A 22,425-nucleotide genomic window follows, 5' to 3' on the forward strand; every position below is an offset into this window, starting at 1 on the left:
GTGCAACTCATTTTGGCAGTCTGCCGGAAACAGGAATCTTTACGATTTCCTTTTGTTTTTCCACCACATTCAGGATTTTTTCTTTTATTCCACCGTAATTTTCCGGTAATCAAACCCTTTTTCTAGGTCTTTTTCTATCGTAATCGAAATCGCACCCTCCGGGATCAGCTCTTCAATCAGTTCTGCCCATTCGATCAGGCAGACACCCTCACCGAAAAAGTAATCATCGTATCCGATTTCTTCCATTTCTTCTATATCACCGATCCGGTAAACATCGAAATGATAAAATGGCAGGCGCCCTTCGGTATATTCCTGAATAATGGTAAATGTAGGACTGTTGACTGCCTCTGTGATGCCAAGTCCTTTTGCAAAGCCCTGCGTCAGAACGGTTTTTCCAACACCAAGGTCTCCGTTTAATGTATAAATCTGGCCCGGCTTCGCCGCTTTTCCCAGCTTTTCGCCAAGGGCAAGCGTCTCCGACGCAGAATTTGTTTCTATGATCATATGCTTTCTTCTCCTCTTTTTCTGCCTATCATTTTAACACAAACAAAAAGGTAATACAACCGCAGAACGAAACCGCTTTTCCTTGTGCTTTTCCTTGCTTTTTCTATCTGTTTTCGCTATACTATGTATCAGAGTTTCGCGGCCCAAAAACGTCCCACTCCTGTTTTTTCGGCCCGGAAAACGCGGTAAAACACGCTCTGCGCTTTTGTCCGCGTAAATCAAAAAGGAAAGAGATCAAAACTGTTATGCTGACTGTAATGAAATTTGGCGGAAGCTCCGTCGCAGATCTTGCGCACATCCGCAATGTAGCACAGCGCTGCATCGAAAAACAGCAGGCCGGAAGCCAGGTCGTTGTCGTTCTCTCCGCGATGGGAAAAACGACGGACGGACTGATTGCAACCGCAAAACAGATTACGGAAAAACCGTCCCGCCGCGAGATGGATATGCTTCTTGCCACCGGTGAACAGGTTTCCGTTTCCCTGATGGCCATAACCATGATTCAGATGGGCGTCAGTGCTGTTTCTTTAAATGCCTGGCAGGTACCGATGCACACGACCTCCGATTATCAGAACGCGCGCTTCAAACGGATCGACACCGAGCGCATCCGTAAAGAGCTGGATGACAACAAAATTGTCATTGTCACCGGCTTCCAGGGGATCAACAAATACGATGATATCACAACGCTCGGACGCGGCGGCTCCGATACGACTGCGGTTGCCCTCGCTGCAGAGCTGCACGCGGATGTCTGTGAAATCTACACGGATGTAGACGGCGTCTACACCGCAGATCCGCGGATTGTACCGAATGCGCGCAAAATGGAAGAGGTAACTTACGATGAAATGCTGGAGATGGCTTCGCTCGGCGCAAAAGTCCTTCACAGCAGATGCGTGGAAATCGCAAAAAAATACGGCGTGGAACTTCTGGTCTGCTCCAGTCTGAACCGGAATTCCGGAACGATGGTAAGGGAGAAAACCAAAATGGAAAAAATGTTAATCAGCGGCGTGGCTGCCGACAAAAATGTGGCAAAAATCCGTGTTGCAGGCCTTGGCAACGATCCGGAGAGCACGTTCCGCCTCTTAAATTTACTGGATCGGAACAATCTGAACATCGATGTCATGATCCAGTCACTCGGAAAGGACGGCACAAAATCCGTTTCCTTTACCGTTGCAAAGCCGGATATGCTGCGCACGATCGATGTGCTGAACGACAATAAGGATTCGCTCGGCATCAAAAAGCTGGATTATGATGAGAACGTGGCAAAGATTTCCGTCATCGGAGCCGGTGTCCGCTCCCATTCGGGCGTGGCTGCCAAAATGTTCGGCGCGCTCGCCAATGCAGGAATCAATACCGAGATGATTACCACCTCGGAAATCCGCATCACTGCCCTGATCGACGAAGCATACGCAGATCAGGCAATGCGTGCGATCCATGAGACATTCCTGGAGCGTGTCTGAAAAAAAGGGGGGACCCCTTTGATACCTGATTGCTACGTGCTTTGCACTCCGGCAATCATCAAAAACATTCGTAATCCGCTCATTTTTCTTCGAAAAATGGCTACTTACGTCTTATCAAGAAATCGTTTAAAAATCAGGAGGAAAACAATGATGTCTAACCCAATCGTTACAATTACTATGGAAAACGGCGATGTGATGAAAGCAGAGCTTTACCCGGAAATCGCGCCGAACACCGTAAACAACTTCATCAGTCTGGTAAAAAAAGGCTTCTATGACGGCCTGATCTTCCACCGCGTCATCCCGGGATTCATGATCCAGGGCGGAGATCCTGCAGGCACAGGCGCCGGCGGCCCGGATTACTGCATCAAGGGTGAGTTCTCCCAGAACGGATTTGAGAACAACCTCGCACACACCCCAGGCGTTCTCTCCATGGCACGTACCATGTTCCCGGACAGCGCAGGAAGCCAGTTCTTCATCATGCACAAAGCTGCTCCGCATCTGGACGGCGCATACGCTGCTTTCGGAAAAGTAACAGAAGGCCTGGAAGTCGTAGATAAAATCGCATCTGTCAACACCGACTACAGCGACAAACCGCTGCAGCCGCAGAGAATGGCTACCGTTACCGTTGAGACCTTCGGCGTCGAGTATCCGGAACCGGAGAAATGCTAAGGATGAACGATGAACTGATGTTAGTTGAACCGTCGGAGGAATACTTCGCCGAGCTCGCCGCCTACCGGAACGATTTTCTGGAAAACAGCGATTCCATGGACGGCTGCGGACCGCTTCGCCGGTTTGATGATATGAAGGCGTATCTTGAAGATACCATGCGGTATACCAGAGAGGAGACTCTGCCGGAGGGCATGGTTCTCGCAACACAGTTTCTGTGCATCCGCAAATCAGACAACCGCCTTGTCGGCATGATTCAGGTGCGCCACTACCTGAACGATTTTCTGCGCACCTTTGGCGGCCATATCGGCTACTCCGTCCGCCCGTCGGAACGCAGAAAAGGCTATGCCTCCTGGATGCTGAAAAATGTGCAGCCGTACTGCAAAAGCCTCGGCCTTTCCGAAATTCTGGTCTGCTGCCTGGATACCAACGAGGGAAGCCGCAGAACGATCCTGAAAAATGGCGGCCGGTTCGACGGCACCGCTTATCGTGCCGATGAAAACAAAACACTGGAGCGTTACTGGATCACCCTGTGATTTTTAATCTTCCATTTCGCATAGCTCTGAATAGTTTCACAAATTTTTCTTGACATCCATGTCATTTCACTTTATAATTTGGAACTGCAAGCGAACAATTCTGTTCTTATGCAAAATATATGCCCCTGGTAAAAAACCGACGGACAGGCAGGGGTAGTTGCCGAGCGTGGTTAAGAGCCACATTATTGATTGCGTTAAAAGCGCAAATTTTATGAGTTGATTACTTTATAATCGATGCTCTACGACGAGCACATCATCTTATGAAACGGTCAATAAGAGTACGTGACTATATATTTCTGCATAGGAAAACAGGGAGAAGCCTGGATTTTTGTCCATCCCCTGAAGTTTGCACAATACGATCATGTATAAATTTCGATTTTTAGACAGATGATGCACGTCATCTGTCTTTTTTTCGTGCTTATAGCCAAAGATGAACCCAACACCATTTTCTGAAAAAGGAGAACCAAACAATGTCAAAAGTTATGATCATCGGATGCGGCGGTGTTGCATCCGTAGCCATTCACAAATGCTGCCAGAACAGTGAAGTATTTTCTGAAATTATGATTGCAAGCCGCACCCTTTCCAAGTGCGATGCTTTAAAAGAAAAGCTGGCTCCGACCACAAAAACCATTATCACAACAGCAAAGGTGGATGCCGACTGCACAGAAGAATTAATCGCCTTAATCAAACAGTATCAGCCGGATGCCGTATTAAATCTGGCTCTTCCTTATCAGGATCTTACCATTATGGATGCCTGCCTCGCATGTAAGGTTCCTTACATCGATACTGCAAATTACGAAGCAGAAAATACAGATGATCCGGCATGGCGCGCAATCTACGAAAAGAGATGCGAAGAGCTTGGCTTTTCCGCCTACTTTGATTATTCCTGGCAGTGGGCTTATATGGACCGTTTCAAGGAAGCCGGCATCACCGGTCTTCTCGGAACCGGCTTTGACCCGGGCGTCACCAGCGTTTTTGCAGCCTATGCACAGAAACACTATTTCGATGAAATTCACACGATTGATATTCTGGACTGCAACGGCGGCGACCACGGATATCCGTTTGCAACCAACTTCAATCCGGAAATCAACCTCCGCGAGGTATCCGCTCCCGGCTCTTACTGGGAAAACGGCCACTGGGTAGAAATTCCGCCAATGTCGATCAAACGGGAATATAACTTCGATGAGGTAGGCGAGAAGGATATGTACCTTCTTCACCATGAAGAAATTGAGGCTCTTGCAAAAAATATCCCGGGCGTAAAAAGAATCCGCTTCTTCATGACCTTCGGCCAGAGCTATCTGACCCATATGAAATGTCTGGAAAATGTAGGACTTCTCTCCACCACTCCGATTACCTTCAACGGACAGCAGATTGTACCGATCCAGTTTTTAAAAGAGCTTCTTCCGGATCCTTCCACTCTTGGTCCGCGCACCGTGGGTAAAACCAACATCGGCTGTATTTTTACCGGTATCAAGGACGGAAAAGAAAGAAGCATTTACATTTACAATGTCTGTGACCACCAGGAATGCTACCGGGAAGTAGAGTCTCAGGCAATCTCCTACACCACCGGCGTTCCGGCTATGATCGGAACCATGATGGTCGTGAACGGCCTCTGGAACAAGCCGGGTGTCTACACCACAGATGAATTCGATCCGGATCCGTATATGGAAGCACTCAACAAGTGGGGTCTTCCGTGGAAGGTCGTAGAAAATCCTGTTTTAGTAGATTAAGCCTATGTATAAGATAAACGAACTGCCAACTCCCTGTTTTGTCATTGATGAAGGCAAACTGGAAGAAAACTTAAAGCTCCTGCACCAGGTAGAAGAACGCACCGGTGCAAAAATTCTGCTGGCTCAGAAATGCTTTTCCTGCTTTTCGGAATATCCGCTGATTGGAAAATATATCAGCGGAACAACTGCCAGCGGACTCTATGAGGCGCGGCTTGGAAAGGAAGAAATGGGGCTGGAGAATCATGTGTATTCTCCGGCCTACCGCCCGCAGGATATGGAAGAGCTCGCACAGATCTGCGATCACATTATTTTCAATTCAGAAAAGCAGCTCCGAACGTACCTCCCTGTACTTAAGGCTTCCGGAACCGCAAAAGCCGGACTTCGCATCAACCCGGAATGCTCCACGCAGGAAGGCCATGCGATTTATGATCCCTGTGCGCCCGGCTCCCGCATGGGCATCCGCGCCTGCGATTTTACAGACGAACTGGCTGATCTTGTGGACGGTCTTCATTTTCATACCCTCTGTGAACAGAATTCGGATGATCTGGAAACCACGCTGCGCGCCGTGGAAGAAAAATTCGGCAAGTGGCTTTTTAAAATGAACTGGCTTAACATGGGAGGCGGACATCATATCACCCGTGAGGATTACGATATCGAACGCCTGATTTCCTGTATCAACCATATGAAAGAAACGTATGGTCTTCAGATTTACCTGGAGCCCGGGGAAGCAGTTGCCTTAAACGCAGGCTACAATGTCACGGAAGTTCTCGATATTGTTGAAAATAACGGAAAAATTTTAATTCTTGACACTTCCGCCGCCTGCCATATGCCGGATGTGCTTGAGATGCCGTACCGCCCTCCGCTCAAAGGCAGCGGACTGCCCGGAGAAAAGCCTTATACCTACCGCCTTTCCTGCAATACCTGCCTGGCGGGCGACGTAATCGGCGAATATTCCTTCGATTCCCAAATCCGGATCGGTGACAGACTGTATTTTGAAGATATGGCGATTTATTCGATGGTAAAAACCAATACCTTTAACGGAATCCCACTCCCTTCCATCGCGGTGATGGACAAAGCTGGAAACTGCCGAATGATAAAGGAGTTTGGATATGAAGATTTCAAAAACCGATTGTCTTAGAACCCCAAAAGCCGATGGCTTTTACATGCCGGGCGAATTTGAGCCCCACGAAGGCACGCTGATGATCTGGCCGTGGCGTCCCGGTTCCTGGAATTACGGGGCAAAAGCGGCAAGAACGGCATTTGCAGAAATTGCAGAAGCAATTGCCGCTTATGAGCAAGTTTATCTTTTCGTCCGGCCACAGGATAAAGCATCGGCACAGGAACTGCTTTCCTCCGACCGGATTCATCTGATCGAAGCCCCGACAGAGGATGCCTGGGCGAGGGATACCGGTGCTACGTTTGTAATTAACGATCAGGGCGGGCGAAGAGGCATTCAATGGGAATTCAACGCCTGGGGCGGCCAGTATGACGGTCTGTACTCCCACTTTGAACATGACCGTGAGGTTCCGGAACGAATCTGCAGTTTTCTCGGAGATTCCTTCTATAATGCCCGCCCCTTTGTTCTGGAAGGCGGCTCCATCCATGTTGACGGGGAAGGAACCCTGCTTACGACCGAAGAATGTCTGCTGAGTCCGGGGCGCAATCCTTCTCTTACAAGAGCGGAAATTGAAGAAAAGCTGCGTCAGTATCTTTCGGTTGAAAAAATCATCTGGCTGCCTTTTGGTATTTACAACGATGAAACCAACGGCCATATTGATAATATGTGTTGCTTTGTAAAGCCCGGAGAAGTGCTTCTTGCCTGGACAGATGACGAAAACGATCCTCAGTATGCCAGAAGCAGGGCCGCTTTTGATCTTCTCTCCCATACCGTTGACGCGAAGGGACGAAGCTTTGTGATTCACAAACTGCCCATTCCGAAGCATCCCATCTGTATTACAGAAGAAGATCTTCTCGGCTATGATTTTGAAGCTGGCGAAGATCAGCGGGAAACCGGGGAACGCCTTGCCGCCAGCTATATCAATTTTTATCTTGCCAATCACTGTGTCCTTCTTCCCCGTTTCGGCGATGAAAACGATACCGTGGCTGCAGAAATTCTTGGAAAATGCTTTCCGGATCGACGGATCCTCCCTGTCGATGCACGCGTCATTCTGACCGGCGGAGGCAACATTCACTGTATTACCCAGCAGATTCCGGCAAAGAAAAGAGGAAACAGATTATGAGAAATATAAAAATTGCCGCACTGCAGTTTTCATGCTGCAGCCAGGTACAGGAAAATATAGACAAAGCAGAGACCATGGTCCGTGAAGCCGCTTCCAACGGTGCCAATCTCATCCTTCTTCCTGAATTATTTGAAAGACCGTATTTTTGTCAGGAAAAGCGATACGATTATTATGATTATGCCCTGCCTTTGACAGAAAATCCCGCCATCCGGCGTTTTCAGGCCGTTGCCGGAGAACTTGGGGTCGTGATTCCGGTCAGCTTTTATGAAAGGGATGTTCAGCGCCTGTTTAATTCCATTGCCATGATCGATGCAGACGGATCCATTCTTGGTGTTTACCGCAAGACCCATATCCCGGACGATCATTTTTATCAGGAAAAATTCTATTTCACTCCGGGAGATACGGGATTCAAGGTCTTTGAAACACGTTTCGGAGCCGTCGGCGTCGGCATCTGCTGGGATCAGTGGTTTCCGGAAACAGCACGATGCATGGCTGTGCAGGGAGCTGAAATCCTGCTCTATCCTACCGCGATCGGAAGTGAGCCGATCCTGAATGTAGACAGCAGCGGGCACTGGCGACGCGTCATGCAGGGACATGCTGCCGCAAATCTTATTCCGGTTGCTGCTGCAAACCGGATTGGTACCGAAACCGTAACGCCCTGTGAAGAAAATGGCGGCCAGTCCTCTTCTCTTACTTTCTACGGCTCTTCCTTTATTGCCGATGCAACTGGTGAACTTGTGGCATCTGCCGGAAGAGATACCGAGGAAATCCTGTACGCCTCCTTCGATCTGGATGCCCTGCGCGAAGAACGTTTTTCCTGGGGGCTTTTCCGTGACCGACGGCCGGAAACTTATCGTATCATGACGAAACAGTAAAGCTCTGTCTCTTCCTGTTGTAACTCTTCCTACAGCGGTGCGCTGCATCACATATTCTAACTACAAAGGAGAACCGCTATGCAATATGGAGTTTTATGTCTGCTGCCGCCTGCGGCGATGCTGATTTTTGCATTAAAAACGAAAAAATCTTTCGAAGCTCTGATTTTCGGAACCCTGATTGCCTATCTCATCATGTACAAAGCGGCTTTTATCGGGCCCTGGTGTGATCTGCTGCTTTCGGAGATCAGCAACGCAGATAACCAGTATATTCTTCTTCTCTGCGGACTGTTCGGAGGCTTCATTTTCCTGCTCCGCGAGGCAAAAGGAACACTTGGTTTTTCCAACCTGTTAAGCCGTTTCTGTAAAAATGAGCGGATCACCATGATGATGTCGGTATTTCTCGGAATCATTATTTTTGTCGATGACTATCTCAACATCATGACCGTTGGAACCTGTATGAAGGATGTCTGTGACAAACGAAAAGTCCCAAGACAGGCGCTTGCCTATATCATTGACTCAACCGGTGCACCTGTCTGTGCACTGATTCCCTTTTCCACCTGGGTGGTCTTTTATTCCGGTGTTTTTATTCAGGAACCGGATATTCTCAACATGGGCTTTTCCACCGGTATGAGTGTTTACTTAAAAGTGCTTCCTTATATGTTTTATCCCATGGCTGCCCTTCTGGTTGTGATTCTGTTTGCCTGCAAACTAATGCCAAAGCTCGGAAAAATGAAAGCTGCCTATGCAGATCTGGAAAAGGAAGAGCAGACACCGGAGCATCCCAAAATGCACAATGCCCCTTCCGTCGACCTTGCCATGGCCGGAATGAGCGTTGATTACCCGCCCGAAAATACCAATACCGGAAATATACTGGATTTTCTGATCCCTATTGGCATTCTGATCGGTGTGACAGTAGCCACACAGGATATGATGCAGGCGATCATTCTTGCTCTTGCTTCCTGTATGATTCTTTATCTTCCACGGAAGAAAATGACCTTTACGCGGTACGTGGAACTGTTTTTTGCCGGCTTTGCAGATATTCTTCCGGTTCTCGCCATTCTTCTTGCATCCTTTATGATCAAGACTGCCTGCGGCGAAATGGGACTGTCGGAATATGTTATCAACCTGTGTGTTCCGTACATGAATGCCAAAACACTGGCAGCTATTATTTTTGTTGTCATTGCAGTTCTGACCTTTGTCACCAGCTCTTTCTGGGGAATTGAGGCCGTAGCCGTTTCCATCGTTGTTCCGCTTGCCATCGCCCTTGATGCTAATGTACTTCTGGCGCTTGGCGCTGTCGTATCCGGCGGTGTTTTCGGAAGCCATGCATGCTTCTATTCCGACGCAACGGTTCTTTCCTCCGCGACCTGCGAGATTGACAATATGTCACATGCCGTGTCGCAGTTTCCTTACGTCCTGATCAGTGCTGCTCTCGCCGTAGCAGGATTCTTAATCTGCGGAATTTTTGCTCTTTAAAAAGCACCCTTAAAATAAAAAAAGTCTTCGACGATCGGATTTTTCCAGATTCATCGAAGGCTTTTTTTGTTTTTTTATTCTTTTACACTCAACCGCACCAGCGCACGCTGCAGCTTGGCTTCGGCAATACGGTATTCTTTGTCTGTCAGACCGCCGTTTGCCAGCGCCTGCTCGGCCCTGTGTTTGGCAGCCTCGGCGCGCTCTGCATCAATATCCTCTTCCCACTCCCAGGTTGTTGCCAGGACACGGCAGACCCCGTTCATCATGGAAAGCATTCCGCCGATGCAGGCGGCATTTCTTCTCGTTCCGTCCTCCAGCACAATATGCGCCTCGCCCATACCGAGTGCAGTGCAGTAATTGCAGTGCCCAGGCAGAATTGCCAGGTCGCCGCTGATGGTTCTGCAGACAACTCGCGCTACGTCACCCTCATAGAGAAGTCCGTCCGGCGTGCCGACACGTAAAGGAAATGTACTCATACGTCATTCCTCCTTTACTGATTCAGTGCTTTTGCTTTTTCAAATACCTCGTCGATGGTACCTGCAAACAGGAAGCAGCTCTCCGGAAGATCGTCGCACTCGCCGTCAAGGATCATGCGGAATCCGCGCAGAGTTTCTTTTAACGGCACATATTTTCCTTCCATACCGGTAAACTGCTCCGCTACCGAGAAGCTCTGGGACAGGAAACGCTGTACCTTACGGGCACGGCTGACCGTCAGCTTATCCTCCTCGGACAGTTCATCCATACCCATGATGGCGATGATATCCTGCAGCTCTTTGTATCTCTGCAGCACCTGCTGTACGGCACGTGCTACCTCATAGTGCTCATGGCCTACGATTTCCGGTGTCAGGATACGGCTGGTAGAATCGAGCGGATCAACAGCCGGGTAAATACCCTGGCTGGAGATTTCACGGGAAAGTACCGTCGTGGCATCCAGATGGGTAAACGTTGTTGCCGGAGCCGGGTCGGTCAGGTCATCGGCCGGCACGTAAACAGCCTGTACCGATGTGATGGATCCCTTTCTTGTGGAAGTAATACGCTCCTGCAGTGCGCCCATCTCGGTTGCCAGCGTCGGCTGGTATCCTACTGCGGACGGCATACGGCCAAGCAGAGCCGAAACCTCGGAACCTGCCTGCGTAAATCGGAAAATATTATCGATGAACAGCAGCACATCCTGATTTTTCACATCACGGAAATATTCTGCCATGGTAAGGCCGGAAAGTCCGACACGCATACGCGCTCCCGGCGGCTCGTTCATCTGTCCATAGACCAGTGCTGTCTTGTCGATAACACCGCTCTCTTTCATCTCGTTGTAAAGGTCATTTCCTTCACGGGTACGCTCTCCGACACCGGTGAAAACGGAAAGTCCGCCGTGTGCCGTTGCCACGTTGTGGATCAGCTCCATGATAAGGACTGTTTTTCCAACGCCGGCACCACCGAACAGACCGATTTTTCCGCCCTTGGCATACGGGCAGATCAGGTCAACGACCTTGATTCCGGTTTCGAGGATCTCCGTTGCCGGAACCTGTTCCTCATAGGACGGCGGATCGCGGTGGATCGGCCATTTTTCTGCTGTTTCCGGTGCCGGCTTATTGTCTACGGTCTCACCGAGCAGGTTGAACACGCGGCCTAAGCACTCCTCTCCGACCGGAACGGCGATCGGGCCGCCCGTGTCAACTGCTTTTGTTCCGCGGACAAGTCCGTCTGTGGACTTCATGGCAATGCAGCGGACCATGTTGTCGCCCGTCTGCTGCGCCACTTCCACAACCAGCTTCTCGCCGTGGTTGTCTATCTCGATGGCATTCAGAAGTGCCGGCAGCTCTCCTTCCGGAAAACGGATGTCCAGAACAGGACCCGTTACCTGCACAACCTCGCCAATGTGTTTTTCACTCATTTAACGACTTCTCCTCACTTTTCTTGTTTCCACTCTTACACGCCTTCCGCACCGCCGACAATCTCCGTGATCTCCTGCGTAATGCTTGCCTGACGGGCACGGTTGTAATACAGATTGAGCTGTTCAATCATCTCCTCTGCATTTCCCGTTGCCGCCTCCATTGCGGTACGGCGTGCCGCAAGCTCACTTGCCACACTCTCACAGATACCGCCGTAGATCAGGCCGCCTAAGTATTCCGGCACAATCGCTTCAAATACCTCGACACCGTTTGGCTCATACAGGATCAGATTCCGGATTTTTTTCGCTTCCGGATCCTCTCCGTCCTCTTTTGCAATGTCAATCAGAGGCAGGATCGGCACGGAAACCGGCATCTGCGACAGCATCGACACGAATTTTGTGTAACAAAGCTCCACATGTCCGAAGGTCCCTTTCCGGAACTCACGGCACAGTGCGCGCGCGATCTCAAAGCTGTCTGCCACAGAAAGATTTGCGATCTCGGCAAAGCTGTCCGTCAGGATTTCCAGCTTCCGGGATTTTGCATACTCCACTGCCTTTTTGCCGACCGGAACCACACAGATCTCTTTTCCTTTGGCATCTGCCTCAAAGCATCGGAACAGATTCGCGTTGTATCCGCCCGCAAGGCCGCGGTCTCCGGCAACCAGCACGTAGCAGCATCTCTGATTTTTTGCCTCTTTTGCATAAATGGAATAAAATTCCGTGTTTCCTTTTGCAATATCCTGCAAAGTGCGGTACAGCTCCTGAAAATACGGACGGCAGGTATCAGCCCGCTCCTTCGCTTTTCGCAGCTTGGAGGACGCTACAAGTTCCATCGCCTTGGTAATCTGCATCGTGCTTTCGACACTTTTGATCCGCAGCTTTACGGCTTTCATGTTTGCAGCCATAGGCTCCTCCTTCTTTCCTTATTTTGCAGGTCTTGTATTGATAAAGTTTTCGGTGTACGATTCGAGCGCACTTTTCAGCTTCTCTTCGGTATCTGCCTCGAGTTTTCCGGTTGCGGAAATCTCCTGCATCACGGCAGCACCCTCGGCATCGGTATCAAGCCAGGTATACAGTCCGTCCTCATAGGCGCGGACATCCTCAGCTGCAACCTTTGACAGAATTCCTTTCGTTACCGCATAAAGAATGGCCACCTGTTTTTCTACCGGAACCGGTGCATTCTGGTTCTGTTTTAATACTTCCACGATACGCACACCCTGCTCCAGACGCGCCTTTGTATCGGCATCCAGGTCGGATCCGAACTGTGCAAAACTTGCCAGCTCGCGGTACTGGGAATAGATCAGTTTCAGAGTTCCGGCTACCTTCTTCATCGCCTTAATCTGCGCATTTCCACCGACACGGGATACGGATACGCCAGGGTTTACCGCCGGCATAACGCCCGAGTGGAACAGCTCTGTCTCAAGGAAAATCTGTCCGTCTGTGATGGAGATGACGTTCGTCGGAATATAGGCGGAAATATCGCCTGCCTGGGTCTCAATGATCGGCAGGGCCGTCATGGATCCGCCGCCGTGTTCATCGTCCAGCTTTGCTGCACGCTCCAGAAGTCTGGAATGGAGATAGAAAACATCTCCCGGATAAGCCTCACGTCCCGGCGGACGGCGGATCAGCAGGGAGAGTGCACGGTATGCAACCGCGTGCTTACTTAAGTCATCATAAATGATCAGCACATCTTTTCCCTGATACATAAAGTACTCGCCCATGGCACAGCCGGAATACGGTACGATATACTGCAGCGGGCTCGCTTCGGATGCCGTCGCTGCCACGACGATGGTGTACGCCATTGCGCCGTTCTTCTCAAGATTTTCTACTAAGGATGCTACTGTCGAACGTTTCTGTCCGATGGCAACGTAGATACAGATCACATCCTTGCCTTTCTGGTTCAGAATGGTATCGGTTGCAATCGTTGTCTTTCCGGTCTGACGGTCTCCGATGATCAGCTCTCGCTGACCTCTTCCGATCGGAACCATGGAATCGATCGCTTTAATACCGGTCTGCAGCGGCTGATTAACACCTTTTCTCTCACAGATGCCCGGTGCCGGGCTTTCAATCGGACGGTACTCTGCTGCCGTAATCGGGCCTGCGCCGTCGATTGGCTGGCCGAGCGCGTTGACAACGCGTCCGATCATGCCTTCTCCGACCGGAACCGAAACAACTTTTCCCGTTCTTTTTACAAGCTGTCCCTCGCTGATGTTCTCGCCGGAACCGAATAAAACGACAGATACGCTGTTTTCCTCGAGGTTCTGTGCCATTCCATAGCTTCCATCCTCAAATTCCAGCAGCTCGCCTGCCATGCAGTTCGAAAGACCGCTGGCTCTTGCGATTCCGTCTCCGACCATCAGAACGGTGCCTGTCTCATCCTGCCGGATCGCATTTTCATAATATTTGATCTGGCTGCGGATGACCTTGGATATTTCTTCTGGTTTCAGTTGCATTTTTTCCTCCTACACCACTGTATCGCTGATTCTTCTGGAAAGCTCGGCCAAACGTCCCTTTACGGTTCCGTCAAACAGCTTTCCGTCGAGCTCCACACGGACACCCGCCAGAACGGACGGATCGGTTTTCAGTTCCATCACGACCGTTTTTCCGCTCATCGTTTCCAGTTTTTTCTTCAGAAGCTCTTCCTGTTCCTTCGACAGGGATGCTGCGCTCGTCACAACTGCCTCGGCAATATTGTGGGCTGCGTAGTATCTGCGCTGGAATGCTTCCTGGCATCCGCCGAATTCACGGAGAAGATTTTTTTCACACAGCAGTTTGATAAAATTGACCAAATACGGTTCCGCCTGGCTGCCAAATGCCGCGTCGATCAGCCCGATCCGCTCTTTTCGCGGAATCGAAGGCTCCGATAAAAGGCGCGGATACTCCGGGTTTTCCCGGAACAGAGCTCGGATCTCCTTCATCTCGGAAAGGATTTCCTCTTCGAGATGCTCCTCTGCGGCCAGCTCATACAGGCTCCCACCGTATACTCTGGCAGTTTCTGTCATGATGCTTCACCTACATTCGATATAAATTCATCTATCAGCTTCTCATGGTCTTTTTCATTAATCTCACGTTCAATGACCTTTCCGGCAATATCCATGGCAATGCCGCCGATCTCGCCTTTGACTTCATTGACCGCTTTCTTTTTCTCCTGGGCAATCTCTTTTTCTGCCTTGTTTTTCAGGGCAGCCGCCTGTTCGGAAGCCTCTTTTACGATTTTCTCGCTCTGCAGCGTTGCTGTCTTTCTGGCGCTTTCGAGAATCTCGTTGGCCTTTGCCTTGGCCTCCTGCATATTCTGCTCATATTCCTCTTTGATGGCGTTGGCTTCTTTTTTTGCCGCCTCTGCGTCTGTGATCTCCGCATCGGCTGCCGCACGCCGTTTTTCCAGCATCTCATTGATCGGTTTGAAAAGGAACCGTTTGATCAGATACATCTGGATGAAGAGGTTGCAGATCTGTGCGATAAAAGTCCAGGGGACAATTCCTACCAGTTCCTGAACCTGCATAGTTTCTTTCCTCCTAGCAATCATTTACTCCTTGCAACTATTTCAGGAAGTTCATGAACATTCCCGGTGCTACGAAGATCAGAAGCAGGCCGGTTACGAAACCGTAAATACCTGTGGTCTCTGCGATCGCACAGCCAAGAAGCATCGTACTTGTTACATCACCTTTGCATTCCGGCTGACGTCCGATTGCCTCAAGTGCCTTTGCTACGGCGTTGCCTTCACCGATACCAGGTCCGATACCTGCGATCAGGGAGCATCCTGCGCCGATTGCGCATCCTGCGAGAGCGATACCTTTTGCTAAAATCTGAAAATCCATCTTGTTTTCCTCCTGTATTTTCTTTTTGTAAACCTCATTTTTTAATCTCTTTAGCCTTCTTCTGCTGCATTCGCAATGTACATGACAGTCAGCATACAGAAAATAAAGGCCTGCATCACGCCGGAGAACCAGTCAAAATAGACCGACAGAACAGCCGGAACACCGACGTCCAGAATCGGGATCTGTGAAAGGGTTCTTCCGAGCACGCCGGGAAGCAGTCCCAGCAGCTTTCCGCTTGCCAGTGCCAGAGATCCGTAAATCAGGGCATTGATAACAACGCCGGAAAGGATGTTTCCAAAGTGACGGCACGCCATACTGATCGGCGTTGCGAGCTCCGACAAAACGTTAAACGGTGTCATAACCGCAATCGGAGTCGTGAAGCCCTTCAGATATCCGCCAAAACCGTTGGTTTTGATCTTCTGTGTGGTGATCATGATGAAAACCACAACAGCCCAGGCCGCCTCGGTAGAAAGATCTGCTGTCGGACTTCGAAGTCCGATCAGGCTGATCAGGTTCGAGACAACGCTGGTCGCGAAAAGCGCCGACACAAAAGGAATCAGATACCGGAATTTTTCTCCCATGTTGCCGATGACGAATTTATTTGCGGTCTCCACAATCATTTCTGCCACCGCCTGGCGTTTGGAGATGTTCCGTATCTTCAAATCTCTTGTGAGCCAGATGCAAAGTCCGGTAATGAGTGCCATTACAATCCAGCTTACCACCAGCGTTTCGCTGATCTGAATTTTCCCGAACAGCGGAAAATCGATCGGGATCGTAAAAAAGACTTTTGCACCGGAGATATCAACCTCCATTCTCTTTTCTCACCTCCTCTGTATGAGATAAAATAAAAAATTTGAACCTTTTGTCAAAGCGGATCTTCACAATCCGCTTCGCTGCTTGCTCATAACCGAATCGCTGCTTCGCTGTTTCGGTTTAAAAACGCCGTCCCGTCTTTGCGGCTTTCGCCAAAGATCAGGTTCAGCGCTTTATGCTGTTTTTTATGCCCTTCAGCTTGATGGCCGTTCCCGGAATTAAAAGCGGCAGGATTCCTGCAGCAAACTGGAAGCATGGAAGCACAATCGCCAGAACTGCCCAGAGCATCTGCATCAGGTTTCTCTGCGAATAGCTTGCCTGCATCCGCCGTTTTGCTCCCGCCTCGTCTGTCTCGGACACTGCTTTTTGTACTGCCATGCCCATCAGGAAAAAGTTCAGCACCGCAACGGCACCGCCTCCGATTCCCCCGAGGATCACCCGATAGTCAAATGGGATTTTTTCCGGCCAGATCAGGTGCAGGATCAGAAACCCGACCCACATCACAACCACGCCGACAACAGTATAGATGGCAACATTTTTCGTCTCCTTTTTTACGGCCGGCTGGACCTTGTCTCCGAAATTGCTCATATCGCCTTGTTTCCTTTCTAATGGATTTTCCCCTTAAAATCAGTCTGAAATCTTTTCTCTGCCACTTGATCTTCGTCAACTGTGAAAACTTTTTCAGACACGTTCTAAATATGTCGGTTGAAAGACACCCGCTTTTTCTTCTTTTTTCCGTCCGGCTCCGTCTCGATGCGTTTCTGATGCCGCAGAACGCTCTGCCCGAATTTCCAGGCTGTCACGGCACCGCCTCCGATCCCAAAGAAAAAGCCGAGCAGATAAATCCATGTTCCAACCGAAAAGCGGTCGCAAAGCCACCAGCAAAGTGCCAGACAAAGAAAAAGAGGCGTCACAAGGGACAGTCCGAATTGTGTCAACATTGTGAGATTGGTAATCATCCCCGTCCACTTCTTCATATCCTGTCCCTTTCTGCCGTCTCTTTTTTGTCAGACTTTCGGGTCTGCGTTCTGTCTTCCATTTTTGTAACCGCTTAGTCAGATTGTACCATAAACGTTTTCATAAGACAAATGAATTTGTATATTTTCCAAATTATTTGTTTTTATTTACATTCTTTTCATAATAATTGGAACAATTTTCTCATTTTGTCCCATTGCAAAATTGCAGCGTTCACCTCGCTTCTTATTTTTTGAAAAAAACTGCGGTTTTATTCCACACATACTGCCGTTTTTTCTTTCCAACCGGAAAGCTGATAGCTTACCTCATAGTGTCCCGGCTCCAGCAGGTATCTACCGTTTTCTTCTGATCCGAGCACTTCTGCAACCGCTTCTTTTTCACTTTTGGCAACCATTGGAAGTACGGCCTCTGCGGTACAGTCGAACGGAACATCCATGGTGATGGTCACGTGCTCTTTGTCGGAAAGCTCCCAGCGAATGCTGTACATTCCCGATGCAGAATCATATTTTGCCTCTGCATACCTCAAATCCCAGTTCAGCGTCGGTGCAAACTGTACGGTCCTGACACCCGGATGGGATTCCATCGTGTTGATGCCGGCAACGTGACGGAACATCCATTCCTGGATGGAGCCGTAAGCATAATGGTTCATACTGTTCATACTGATGCCGGAAATCGTACCGTCCGCAAGAAGGGAATTCCAGCGTTCCCAGACGGTAGTTGCACCAAGCTTAACCTCATAAAGCCAACCCGGAAATTCCTCGTTCAGCAACAGTTCGTAGGCAAGATCATTCATGCCGTTGTCGGTGAGCACATTGTTCAGCAATGGTGTTCCGACAAATCCCGTCTTCAGTTTGTGGTTACTCTGCTCAAACAGCTTCAGAAGCTGCCGTTTTGTCAGCTCTTCGTTCTTTGACAGATGGTATTTCAGCGTCAGCAGCAGCGCCGTCTGTGTTTTGATGCAGCAGCGGCCTGTTGCGCTGTAATATTCTTCCTGTACCACAGCAAACTGCTCCTCGGACAGCTTCTGATACTTCTCCTGCTCCTCGCGGTATCCCAGCACACCGGCCGCTTTTGCCACGATTCCTGCGCTGATCGCATAATACAGGTTTGCAATAAACTCCTCGTCCGTTGCACCCATGACCTGCTCAGCGCCCTGCACCGGATTGTCAAGCGCCAGCCAGTCGCCAAAGTGGAATACATATCTCCAGCCATGGTTGTCCCCATCCACTTTCGTGATGTAGTCCACCCACGATTTCATGCTCACAAACTGATCTTCCAGAATGCTCTTGTCCCCATAAAACAGATATAGATTCCACGGAATGATACACGCCGCATCGCCCCAGACACACGCTGCATCCTCGATGCCGCACGATGGCACCACATGCGGCACCTTTCCGCCGAGCACGCTCTGCTCTTTTGCCATGTCGTACAGGTATTTTGCATAAAATGCATACGTATCTTCGAGATACATCGCCGTCGGCGAGAACACCTGCGCATCACCCGTCCATCCCATGCGCTCATCACGCTGCGGGCAGTCGGTCGGAACATCCACAAAATTGCACTTTAAGCCCCAGCGCACATTGCTGATGAGCTGATTGACCAAATCACTTCCTGTTTTCATCCAGCCTGTCGCTGTGATGTTGCTGTAATAAGAAAGACCCGTGAAATCCTCTTTTTTCAGATCCGGAATGCCTTCGATCTTCACGTAACGGTAGCCGTAGAACGTAAAATGCGGCACAAGATCCATTTCGGTTCCATCGGAAATATAGATGTATTCGGATTTTGCACTCCGCAGATTGTCATTGTAGAAATTGCCGCGCTGCAAAATCTCACCTGTCTGAACATGAATTTTGGTTCCTGCCGGCACGTTGACATGCAGCTTGAAAATTCCCGTAAACTCCTGCCCCATATCGAAGACCAGCTCGCCGGCCGGAGTATGAAGCAGTTCTTTAGGTTCAAACGTCTCATGAATCGTCACCGGAAGGCTCATGCGTTCCGTCAGTTCTCCTTTTGGTGCCTCACAAAAAACCGCCTTCTCCAATGGCAGTTCCGACAGCGTGTCGTCCCGGTGCTCACCGTCGTAAAGATTCGAGAATGCAATTTTACTGCGCCGCACCTGCCACGATTCATCCGTGCCAATCACCTCTTCCGAACCGTCCGCATACGTCAGATGCAGCTCCGCAATCAGCTTCCACTCATTGCCGTAAAATCCCTTGTCCTCAAACGCACTGAATCCAAACCGCGCCTTGTACCAGCCGTTTCCAAGCAGCACACGGAGCATTCCCTGTTTTGAAACCTCCTCTGTCACATCATACGTCTGATACTGTACCCATTCATTGTAATCATTGCTGTACGGCGTCAGGTACTCATCCCCGACACGCTTCTCATCCACATACACCTCATACAGTCCAAGTCCGCAGACATACAGCCTGGCCTTCGCTACCTCTTTTGCCGGAACAATTTCTTTTTCAAAATATGGATGACGGTTCTCCTTACTGTCACAGGAAATCCATTTTCCTGTCCATGCTTCATTCCGTTTTCCGGTCTCAAAAAACTGTACTTCACTCACCGCCGTCTCCCCGGCATCACTGCCCGCTTCCACGTTCCAGTAATACCGCGTTCTCGGCTCCAGATCCAGCTTCACCGGATAGAAAAGACTGCTCGCCTTATCATCCTCTCCGGAATCAAACAGCAGATGCTCCATCGCTGCATCCGATGCTACACGGATTCTCGCATAGCTCTGTTTTTTTCCTTCCGCGTCTTTCACTTTCCAGGAAAAGACCGTTCTCTCCATTCGGAACCCCATTGGATTTTCCAGATGATTCACCTGTGCGTGATAAATTTTCATTTCAATATCCTCCTCCATCTTATTTTTGAAAATTCCCCCATTTTTTCTCATTTTATCATGATCCCTTTCGAGAAAAAAGGTTCTGTTTTGCAGGAAAAAACATCTTTATTTGCACCATTTTCTGCCCACCAGACATCTCCCCGGATTGCCAGAAAGTATGGGACATTTTCCCTTTTTCGGGCTACACCGAAACTAATAAGAGCCTGTGCTTTCCTTTCCCCTCCGCCGCAGTGCGATCCTGCCCGGAGGGCTTTTTACTTTACAGGAAAATTCAACGAAGTTTCCTGTAAAGTAAAAAAATGCCGGATTCTTTGAACCGCCCCAAGAAATCAGATTTTTTAGATCTAACTTTTTAGGACGGTTCATCCGACATTTTTCCGGAATTTTCCGGCTCTATCTTCAGTTTCTATCTTCAGTTCAGCAATTCATCCGCCAGCGTTCTCTTCGGCACATAGTGCACATCATTTTCATCCCGGTAATAATTCGTATTCCCATCCTCCGGCACATCTACCAGATGAATCTCCTCCGCCGGTTTTCCAAACGCCACAATCAAAAGCGGCCGGATCTCCTCAGGCAGTCCAAGCACTTCCATCACCTCGCCCGCCTGAAAATTCCCGATCATGCAGCCGCCAAGCCCCTGCTCCACAGCCGCAAGCAGCATCGTCTGCGCCACAATCCCGACATCCTTCTGATACCGGTTCAGATTCTCATCAATCCCCTTATCCTGACAGATCACAACAAAGCCCGTCGGCCGTTTCCCCGGATGCGGCAAAACCATCTCCGGCAGCGCCCGCGCCCACTTCGTCAGTCCCTGCACCTTCTCCACATCTTCCGGCTCCCACGCCAGAAAATACTTCAACGGCTGCTTATTCACACTCGAAGGACAAAGCCGCGCGCAATCCACAAACCCTTCCAACGTCTCCCGCGAAATCCGCACCGACTCATCAAAACCACGATAACTCCTGTTCTTCAACACCAGATCCCTTAACATGTCCCATATCCTCCTGTCTCAAATTTACTTTCTACCACCCACTCTACCACACCTCCCCACCCCCCGCAATCACCTTTTTCATTTTCCCTCTTGACATACTTTGATATTCAAAGTATTATATATCTAGTTTTAAAAACCACATGCTAAAGTATTTTACATCACATATTTATTCTATTTATTCGTCACCAATAACCAGACCTCAAGCCAGTCGCCGCGCCATGGAGCATCTTCTGGGCAGGCGCATTTGCAGGAGGCCCGCAAACTCTTAGTCTATGGAATTTTGCGTTGCTTTCAAAAACGGCACTGTCTGAGCGCAGCGAGTTTGCCGTTTTCGAAAGCGCTTTTAGCAAAATTTCATGGACTTAGAGTTTCCCGGCCTCCGAAACCGCGCCTGCCCGGAAGACGCTCCACGGCGCGGCGACTGGCTTGAGGTCGTCCTTCCTACCACAAAGGAGAATTTATATGCTTCCAGAATTAAAAATAGGAAATTTAGTTGCCAGATACCCCATCATCCAAGGCGGAATGGGCGTCGGCATCAGCCTCTCATCCCTCGCCGGTGCCGTTGCCAAAGCCGGCGGAATCGGCGTCATCTCCGCCGCCCAGCCCGGCTGGCGCGATCCGGAATTCGCGCGTGATCCCTTAAGTGCCAATCTCCGCGCCCTCGCCTTCCACATCCGCCGTGCCAAAGAAATCTCAAACGGCGGCATCATCGGCGTCAATATCATGTGCGCCCTGACCCACTACGAGGAATACGTCCGCTGCTGCATCGAAAACGGAGCCGATCTCATCATCTCCGGGGCCGGTCTCCCGACCGATCTGCCAAAATACACAAAGGGAAGCTCCATCAAGCTCGCCCCTATCGTTTCCCCTCCCCGGACTGCCAAGGTTCTTCTGAAGCTTTGGGACAATCACTATCACCGCGTTCCTGATCTCGTTGTCATCGAAGGTCCTGCAGCCGGAGGCCATCTCGGCTACTCCGCCGAAACCGTGGAAGAAACAGCACGGCGCGGCTACGATGACGAAATCCGGGAAATTCTGCAGATTGTACATGTCTACGAAGAAAAATATGCCTGTACCATCCCCGTCGTCTTTGCCGGAGGCGTCTACACCCATGAGGATATCCTTCACTATCTGTCGCTTGGCTGCGCAGGCGTCCAGATGGCTACCCGTTTCGTTGTCACGGAAGAATGCGATGCCGATCCCCGCTACAAACAGGCATACCTGAATGCAAAAAAAGAAGATATCACGATCATGCACAGTCCGGTCGGCATGCCGGGCCGCGCAATCCGCAATCCGTTTCTGACGGAACGCGAACAGGAACGGGAAAAAATCTCACACTGCTACCAGTGCCTCAAAAAATGCGACAAAGCCTCCATTCCCTACTGTATTACCACTGCCCTGACCCGCGCTGCCGATGGCGATACCGACAACGCTCTCCTTTTCTGCGGAGAAAATGCATGGCGTCTCGATCACATGACCACCGTGCCGGAGCTGATGGCGGAACTGGCCGGGGAATCCCTGCCGGACAGCAAAAAATAAAAAATTTAGTAGTGACTTTCCTTCCCAATAATGTTACAATCTTCTTTATGGTGTCAGCATAAAAAATCTTCA

The 22,425-nt window shown here is 49.9% G+C and carries 22 protein-coding genes; 9 read left to right on the top strand and 13 right to left on the bottom strand.

The window, feature by feature from the left end:
• Positions 1 to 84 precede the first annotated feature (84 nt).
• Positions 85 to 504, bottom strand: a complete 420-nt coding sequence (tsaE, locus tag DXD02_RS06490) for a tRNA (adenosine(37)-N6)-threonylcarbamoyltransferase complex ATPase subunit type 1 TsaE (RefSeq protein ID WP_022462246.1) — start codon at positions 502 to 504, stop codon at positions 85 to 87.
• A 245-nt stretch (positions 505 to 749) separates the two neighbouring features.
• Between tsaE and DXD02_RS06495 the strand changes: the two genes are divergently transcribed.
• The 8 genes from DXD02_RS06495 to DXD02_RS06530 all read left to right on the top strand — a co-directional run bounded on the left by DXD02_RS06495 (position 750) and on the right by DXD02_RS06530 (position 9,481).
• The gene (locus tag DXD02_RS06495) at positions 750 to 1,958 is read left to right on the top strand and encodes an aspartate kinase (protein ID WP_022462245.1); all 1,209 of its coding nucleotides are present in this window, start codon (positions 750 to 752) and stop codon (positions 1,956 to 1,958) included.
• Between the two features lie 150 nt (positions 1,959 to 2,108).
• Positions 2,109 to 2,627, top strand: coding sequence for a peptidylprolyl isomerase (locus tag DXD02_RS06500; protein ID WP_055227969.1), 519 nt, complete (start codon positions 2,109 to 2,111; stop codon positions 2,625 to 2,627).
• Between the two features lie 2 nt (positions 2,628 to 2,629).
• Complete coding sequence (locus tag DXD02_RS06505) at positions 2,630 to 3,160, top strand: GNAT family N-acetyltransferase (RefSeq protein ID WP_022462243.1); 531 nt, start codon at positions 2,630 to 2,632, stop codon at positions 3,158 to 3,160.
• 470 nt (positions 3,161 to 3,630) lie between these two features.
• Positions 3,631 to 4,890, top strand: a complete 1,260-nt coding sequence (locus tag DXD02_RS06510; protein WP_022462242.1) for a saccharopine dehydrogenase family protein — start codon at positions 3,631 to 3,633, stop codon at positions 4,888 to 4,890.
• A gap of 4 nt (positions 4,891 to 4,894) precedes the next feature.
• Positions 4,895 to 6,028: a carboxynorspermidine decarboxylase gene (gene nspC / locus DXD02_RS06515; RefSeq protein WP_022462241.1), complete on the top strand. Its 1,134-nt coding sequence runs from the start codon at positions 4,895 to 4,897 to the stop codon at positions 6,026 to 6,028.
• The gene (gene aguA, locus DXD02_RS06520; RefSeq protein ID WP_118666588.1) at positions 6,000 to 7,130 is read left to right on the top strand and encodes an agmatine deiminase; all 1,131 of its coding nucleotides are present in this window, start codon (positions 6,000 to 6,002) and stop codon (positions 7,128 to 7,130) included. The genes nspC and aguA overlap by 29 nt, the downstream gene beginning before the upstream one ends.
• Entirely contained in the window at positions 7,127 to 8,005 is an 879-nt protein-coding gene (aguB, locus tag DXD02_RS06525; RefSeq protein WP_118666589.1) for an N-carbamoylputrescine amidase, read from the top strand. The genes aguA and aguB overlap by 4 nt, the downstream gene beginning before the upstream one ends.
• A gap of 78 nt (positions 8,006 to 8,083) precedes the next feature.
• On the top strand, positions 8,084 to 9,481 hold the full coding sequence (locus tag DXD02_RS06530; RefSeq protein WP_118666590.1) for a Na+/H+ antiporter NhaC family protein: 1,398 nt from the start codon (positions 8,084 to 8,086) through the stop codon (positions 9,479 to 9,481).
• A gap of 74 nt (positions 9,482 to 9,555) precedes the next feature.
• Here the strand turns inward: DXD02_RS06530 and atpC are convergent, their stop codons facing one another.
• The 12 genes from atpC to DXD02_RS06590 form a co-directional block, all read right to left on the bottom strand.
• A complete protein-coding gene (atpC, locus tag DXD02_RS06535) occupies positions 9,556 to 9,957 on the bottom strand; it encodes an ATP synthase F1 subunit epsilon (protein ID WP_022462237.1) in 402 nt (133 codons plus the stop codon).
• Between the two features lie 14 nt (positions 9,958 to 9,971).
• Positions 9,972 to 11,372 carry a F0F1 ATP synthase subunit beta gene (gene atpD, locus DXD02_RS06540; RefSeq protein WP_022462236.1) on the bottom strand — a complete coding sequence of 467 codons (1,401 nt, stop codon included), beginning with the start codon at positions 11,370 to 11,372 and terminating at the stop codon, positions 9,972 to 9,974.
• Between the two features lie 35 nt (positions 11,373 to 11,407).
• Positions 11,408 to 12,274: an ATP synthase F1 subunit gamma gene (gene atpG, locus DXD02_RS06545; RefSeq protein ID WP_118666591.1), complete on the bottom strand. Its 867-nt coding sequence runs from the start codon at positions 12,272 to 12,274 to the stop codon at positions 11,408 to 11,410.
• Between the two features lie 18 nt (positions 12,275 to 12,292).
• Positions 12,293 to 13,822, bottom strand: a complete 1,530-nt coding sequence (atpA, locus tag DXD02_RS06550; RefSeq protein ID WP_055220549.1) for a F0F1 ATP synthase subunit alpha — start codon at positions 13,820 to 13,822, stop codon at positions 12,293 to 12,295.
• Positions 13,823 to 13,831: 9 nt separating this feature from the next.
• Complete coding sequence (gene atpH, locus DXD02_RS06555; protein WP_118666592.1) at positions 13,832 to 14,371, bottom strand: ATP synthase F1 subunit delta; 540 nt, start codon at positions 14,369 to 14,371, stop codon at positions 13,832 to 13,834.
• Complete coding sequence (gene atpF, locus DXD02_RS06560; protein WP_022462448.1) at positions 14,368 to 14,871, bottom strand: F0F1 ATP synthase subunit B; 504 nt, start codon at positions 14,869 to 14,871, stop codon at positions 14,368 to 14,370. Before atpF ends, atpH begins: the two co-directional genes overlap by 4 nt.
• A 37-nt stretch (positions 14,872 to 14,908) precedes the next feature.
• Positions 14,909 to 15,187 carry an ATP synthase F0 subunit C gene (gene atpE, locus DXD02_RS06565; protein WP_022462449.1) on the bottom strand — a complete coding sequence of 93 codons (279 nt, stop codon included), beginning with the start codon at positions 15,185 to 15,187 and terminating at the stop codon, positions 14,909 to 14,911.
• A gap of 50 nt (positions 15,188 to 15,237) precedes the next feature.
• Complete coding sequence (locus DXD02_RS06570) at positions 15,238 to 15,999, bottom strand: F0F1 ATP synthase subunit A (protein WP_022462450.1); 762 nt, start codon at positions 15,997 to 15,999, stop codon at positions 15,238 to 15,240.
• Positions 16,000 to 16,165: 166 nt separating this feature from the next.
• Positions 16,166 to 16,588 (bottom strand): hypothetical protein, encoded by a 423-nt coding sequence (locus tag DXD02_RS06575; protein ID WP_117509356.1) that lies wholly within the window; start codon positions 16,586 to 16,588, stop codon positions 16,166 to 16,168.
• A gap of 104 nt (positions 16,589 to 16,692) precedes the next feature.
• Positions 16,693 to 16,977 carry an AtpZ/AtpI family protein gene (locus tag DXD02_RS06580; protein WP_055227958.1) on the bottom strand — a complete coding sequence of 95 codons (285 nt, stop codon included), beginning with the start codon at positions 16,975 to 16,977 and terminating at the stop codon, positions 16,693 to 16,695.
• Positions 16,978 to 17,225: 248 nt separating this feature from the next.
• Positions 17,226 to 19,823: an alpha-L-rhamnosidase gene (locus DXD02_RS06585; protein WP_117760916.1), complete on the bottom strand. Its 2,598-nt coding sequence runs from the start codon at positions 19,821 to 19,823 to the stop codon at positions 17,226 to 17,228.
• Between the two features lie 412 nt (positions 19,824 to 20,235).
• Positions 20,236 to 20,814 carry a nitroreductase family protein gene (locus tag DXD02_RS06590; RefSeq protein ID WP_118666593.1) on the bottom strand — a complete coding sequence of 193 codons (579 nt, stop codon included), beginning with the start codon at positions 20,812 to 20,814 and terminating at the stop codon, positions 20,236 to 20,238.
• A 462-nt stretch (positions 20,815 to 21,276) separates the two neighbouring features.
• On the opposite strand from DXD02_RS06590, the gene DXD02_RS06595 reads away from it, so the two are divergent.
• Positions 21,277 to 22,353, top strand: a complete 1,077-nt coding sequence (locus DXD02_RS06595) for an NAD(P)H-dependent flavin oxidoreductase (RefSeq protein WP_118666594.1) — start codon at positions 21,277 to 21,279, stop codon at positions 22,351 to 22,353.
• Positions 22,354 to 22,425 lie beyond the last annotated feature (72 nt).

Origin of the sequence: Blautia sp. TF10-30 (assembly GCF_003481245.1) — a bacterium.
In the GTDB taxonomy this organism is placed as follows: domain Bacteria; phylum Bacillota; class Clostridia; order Lachnospirales; family Lachnospiraceae; genus Fusicatenibacter; species Fusicatenibacter saccharivorans.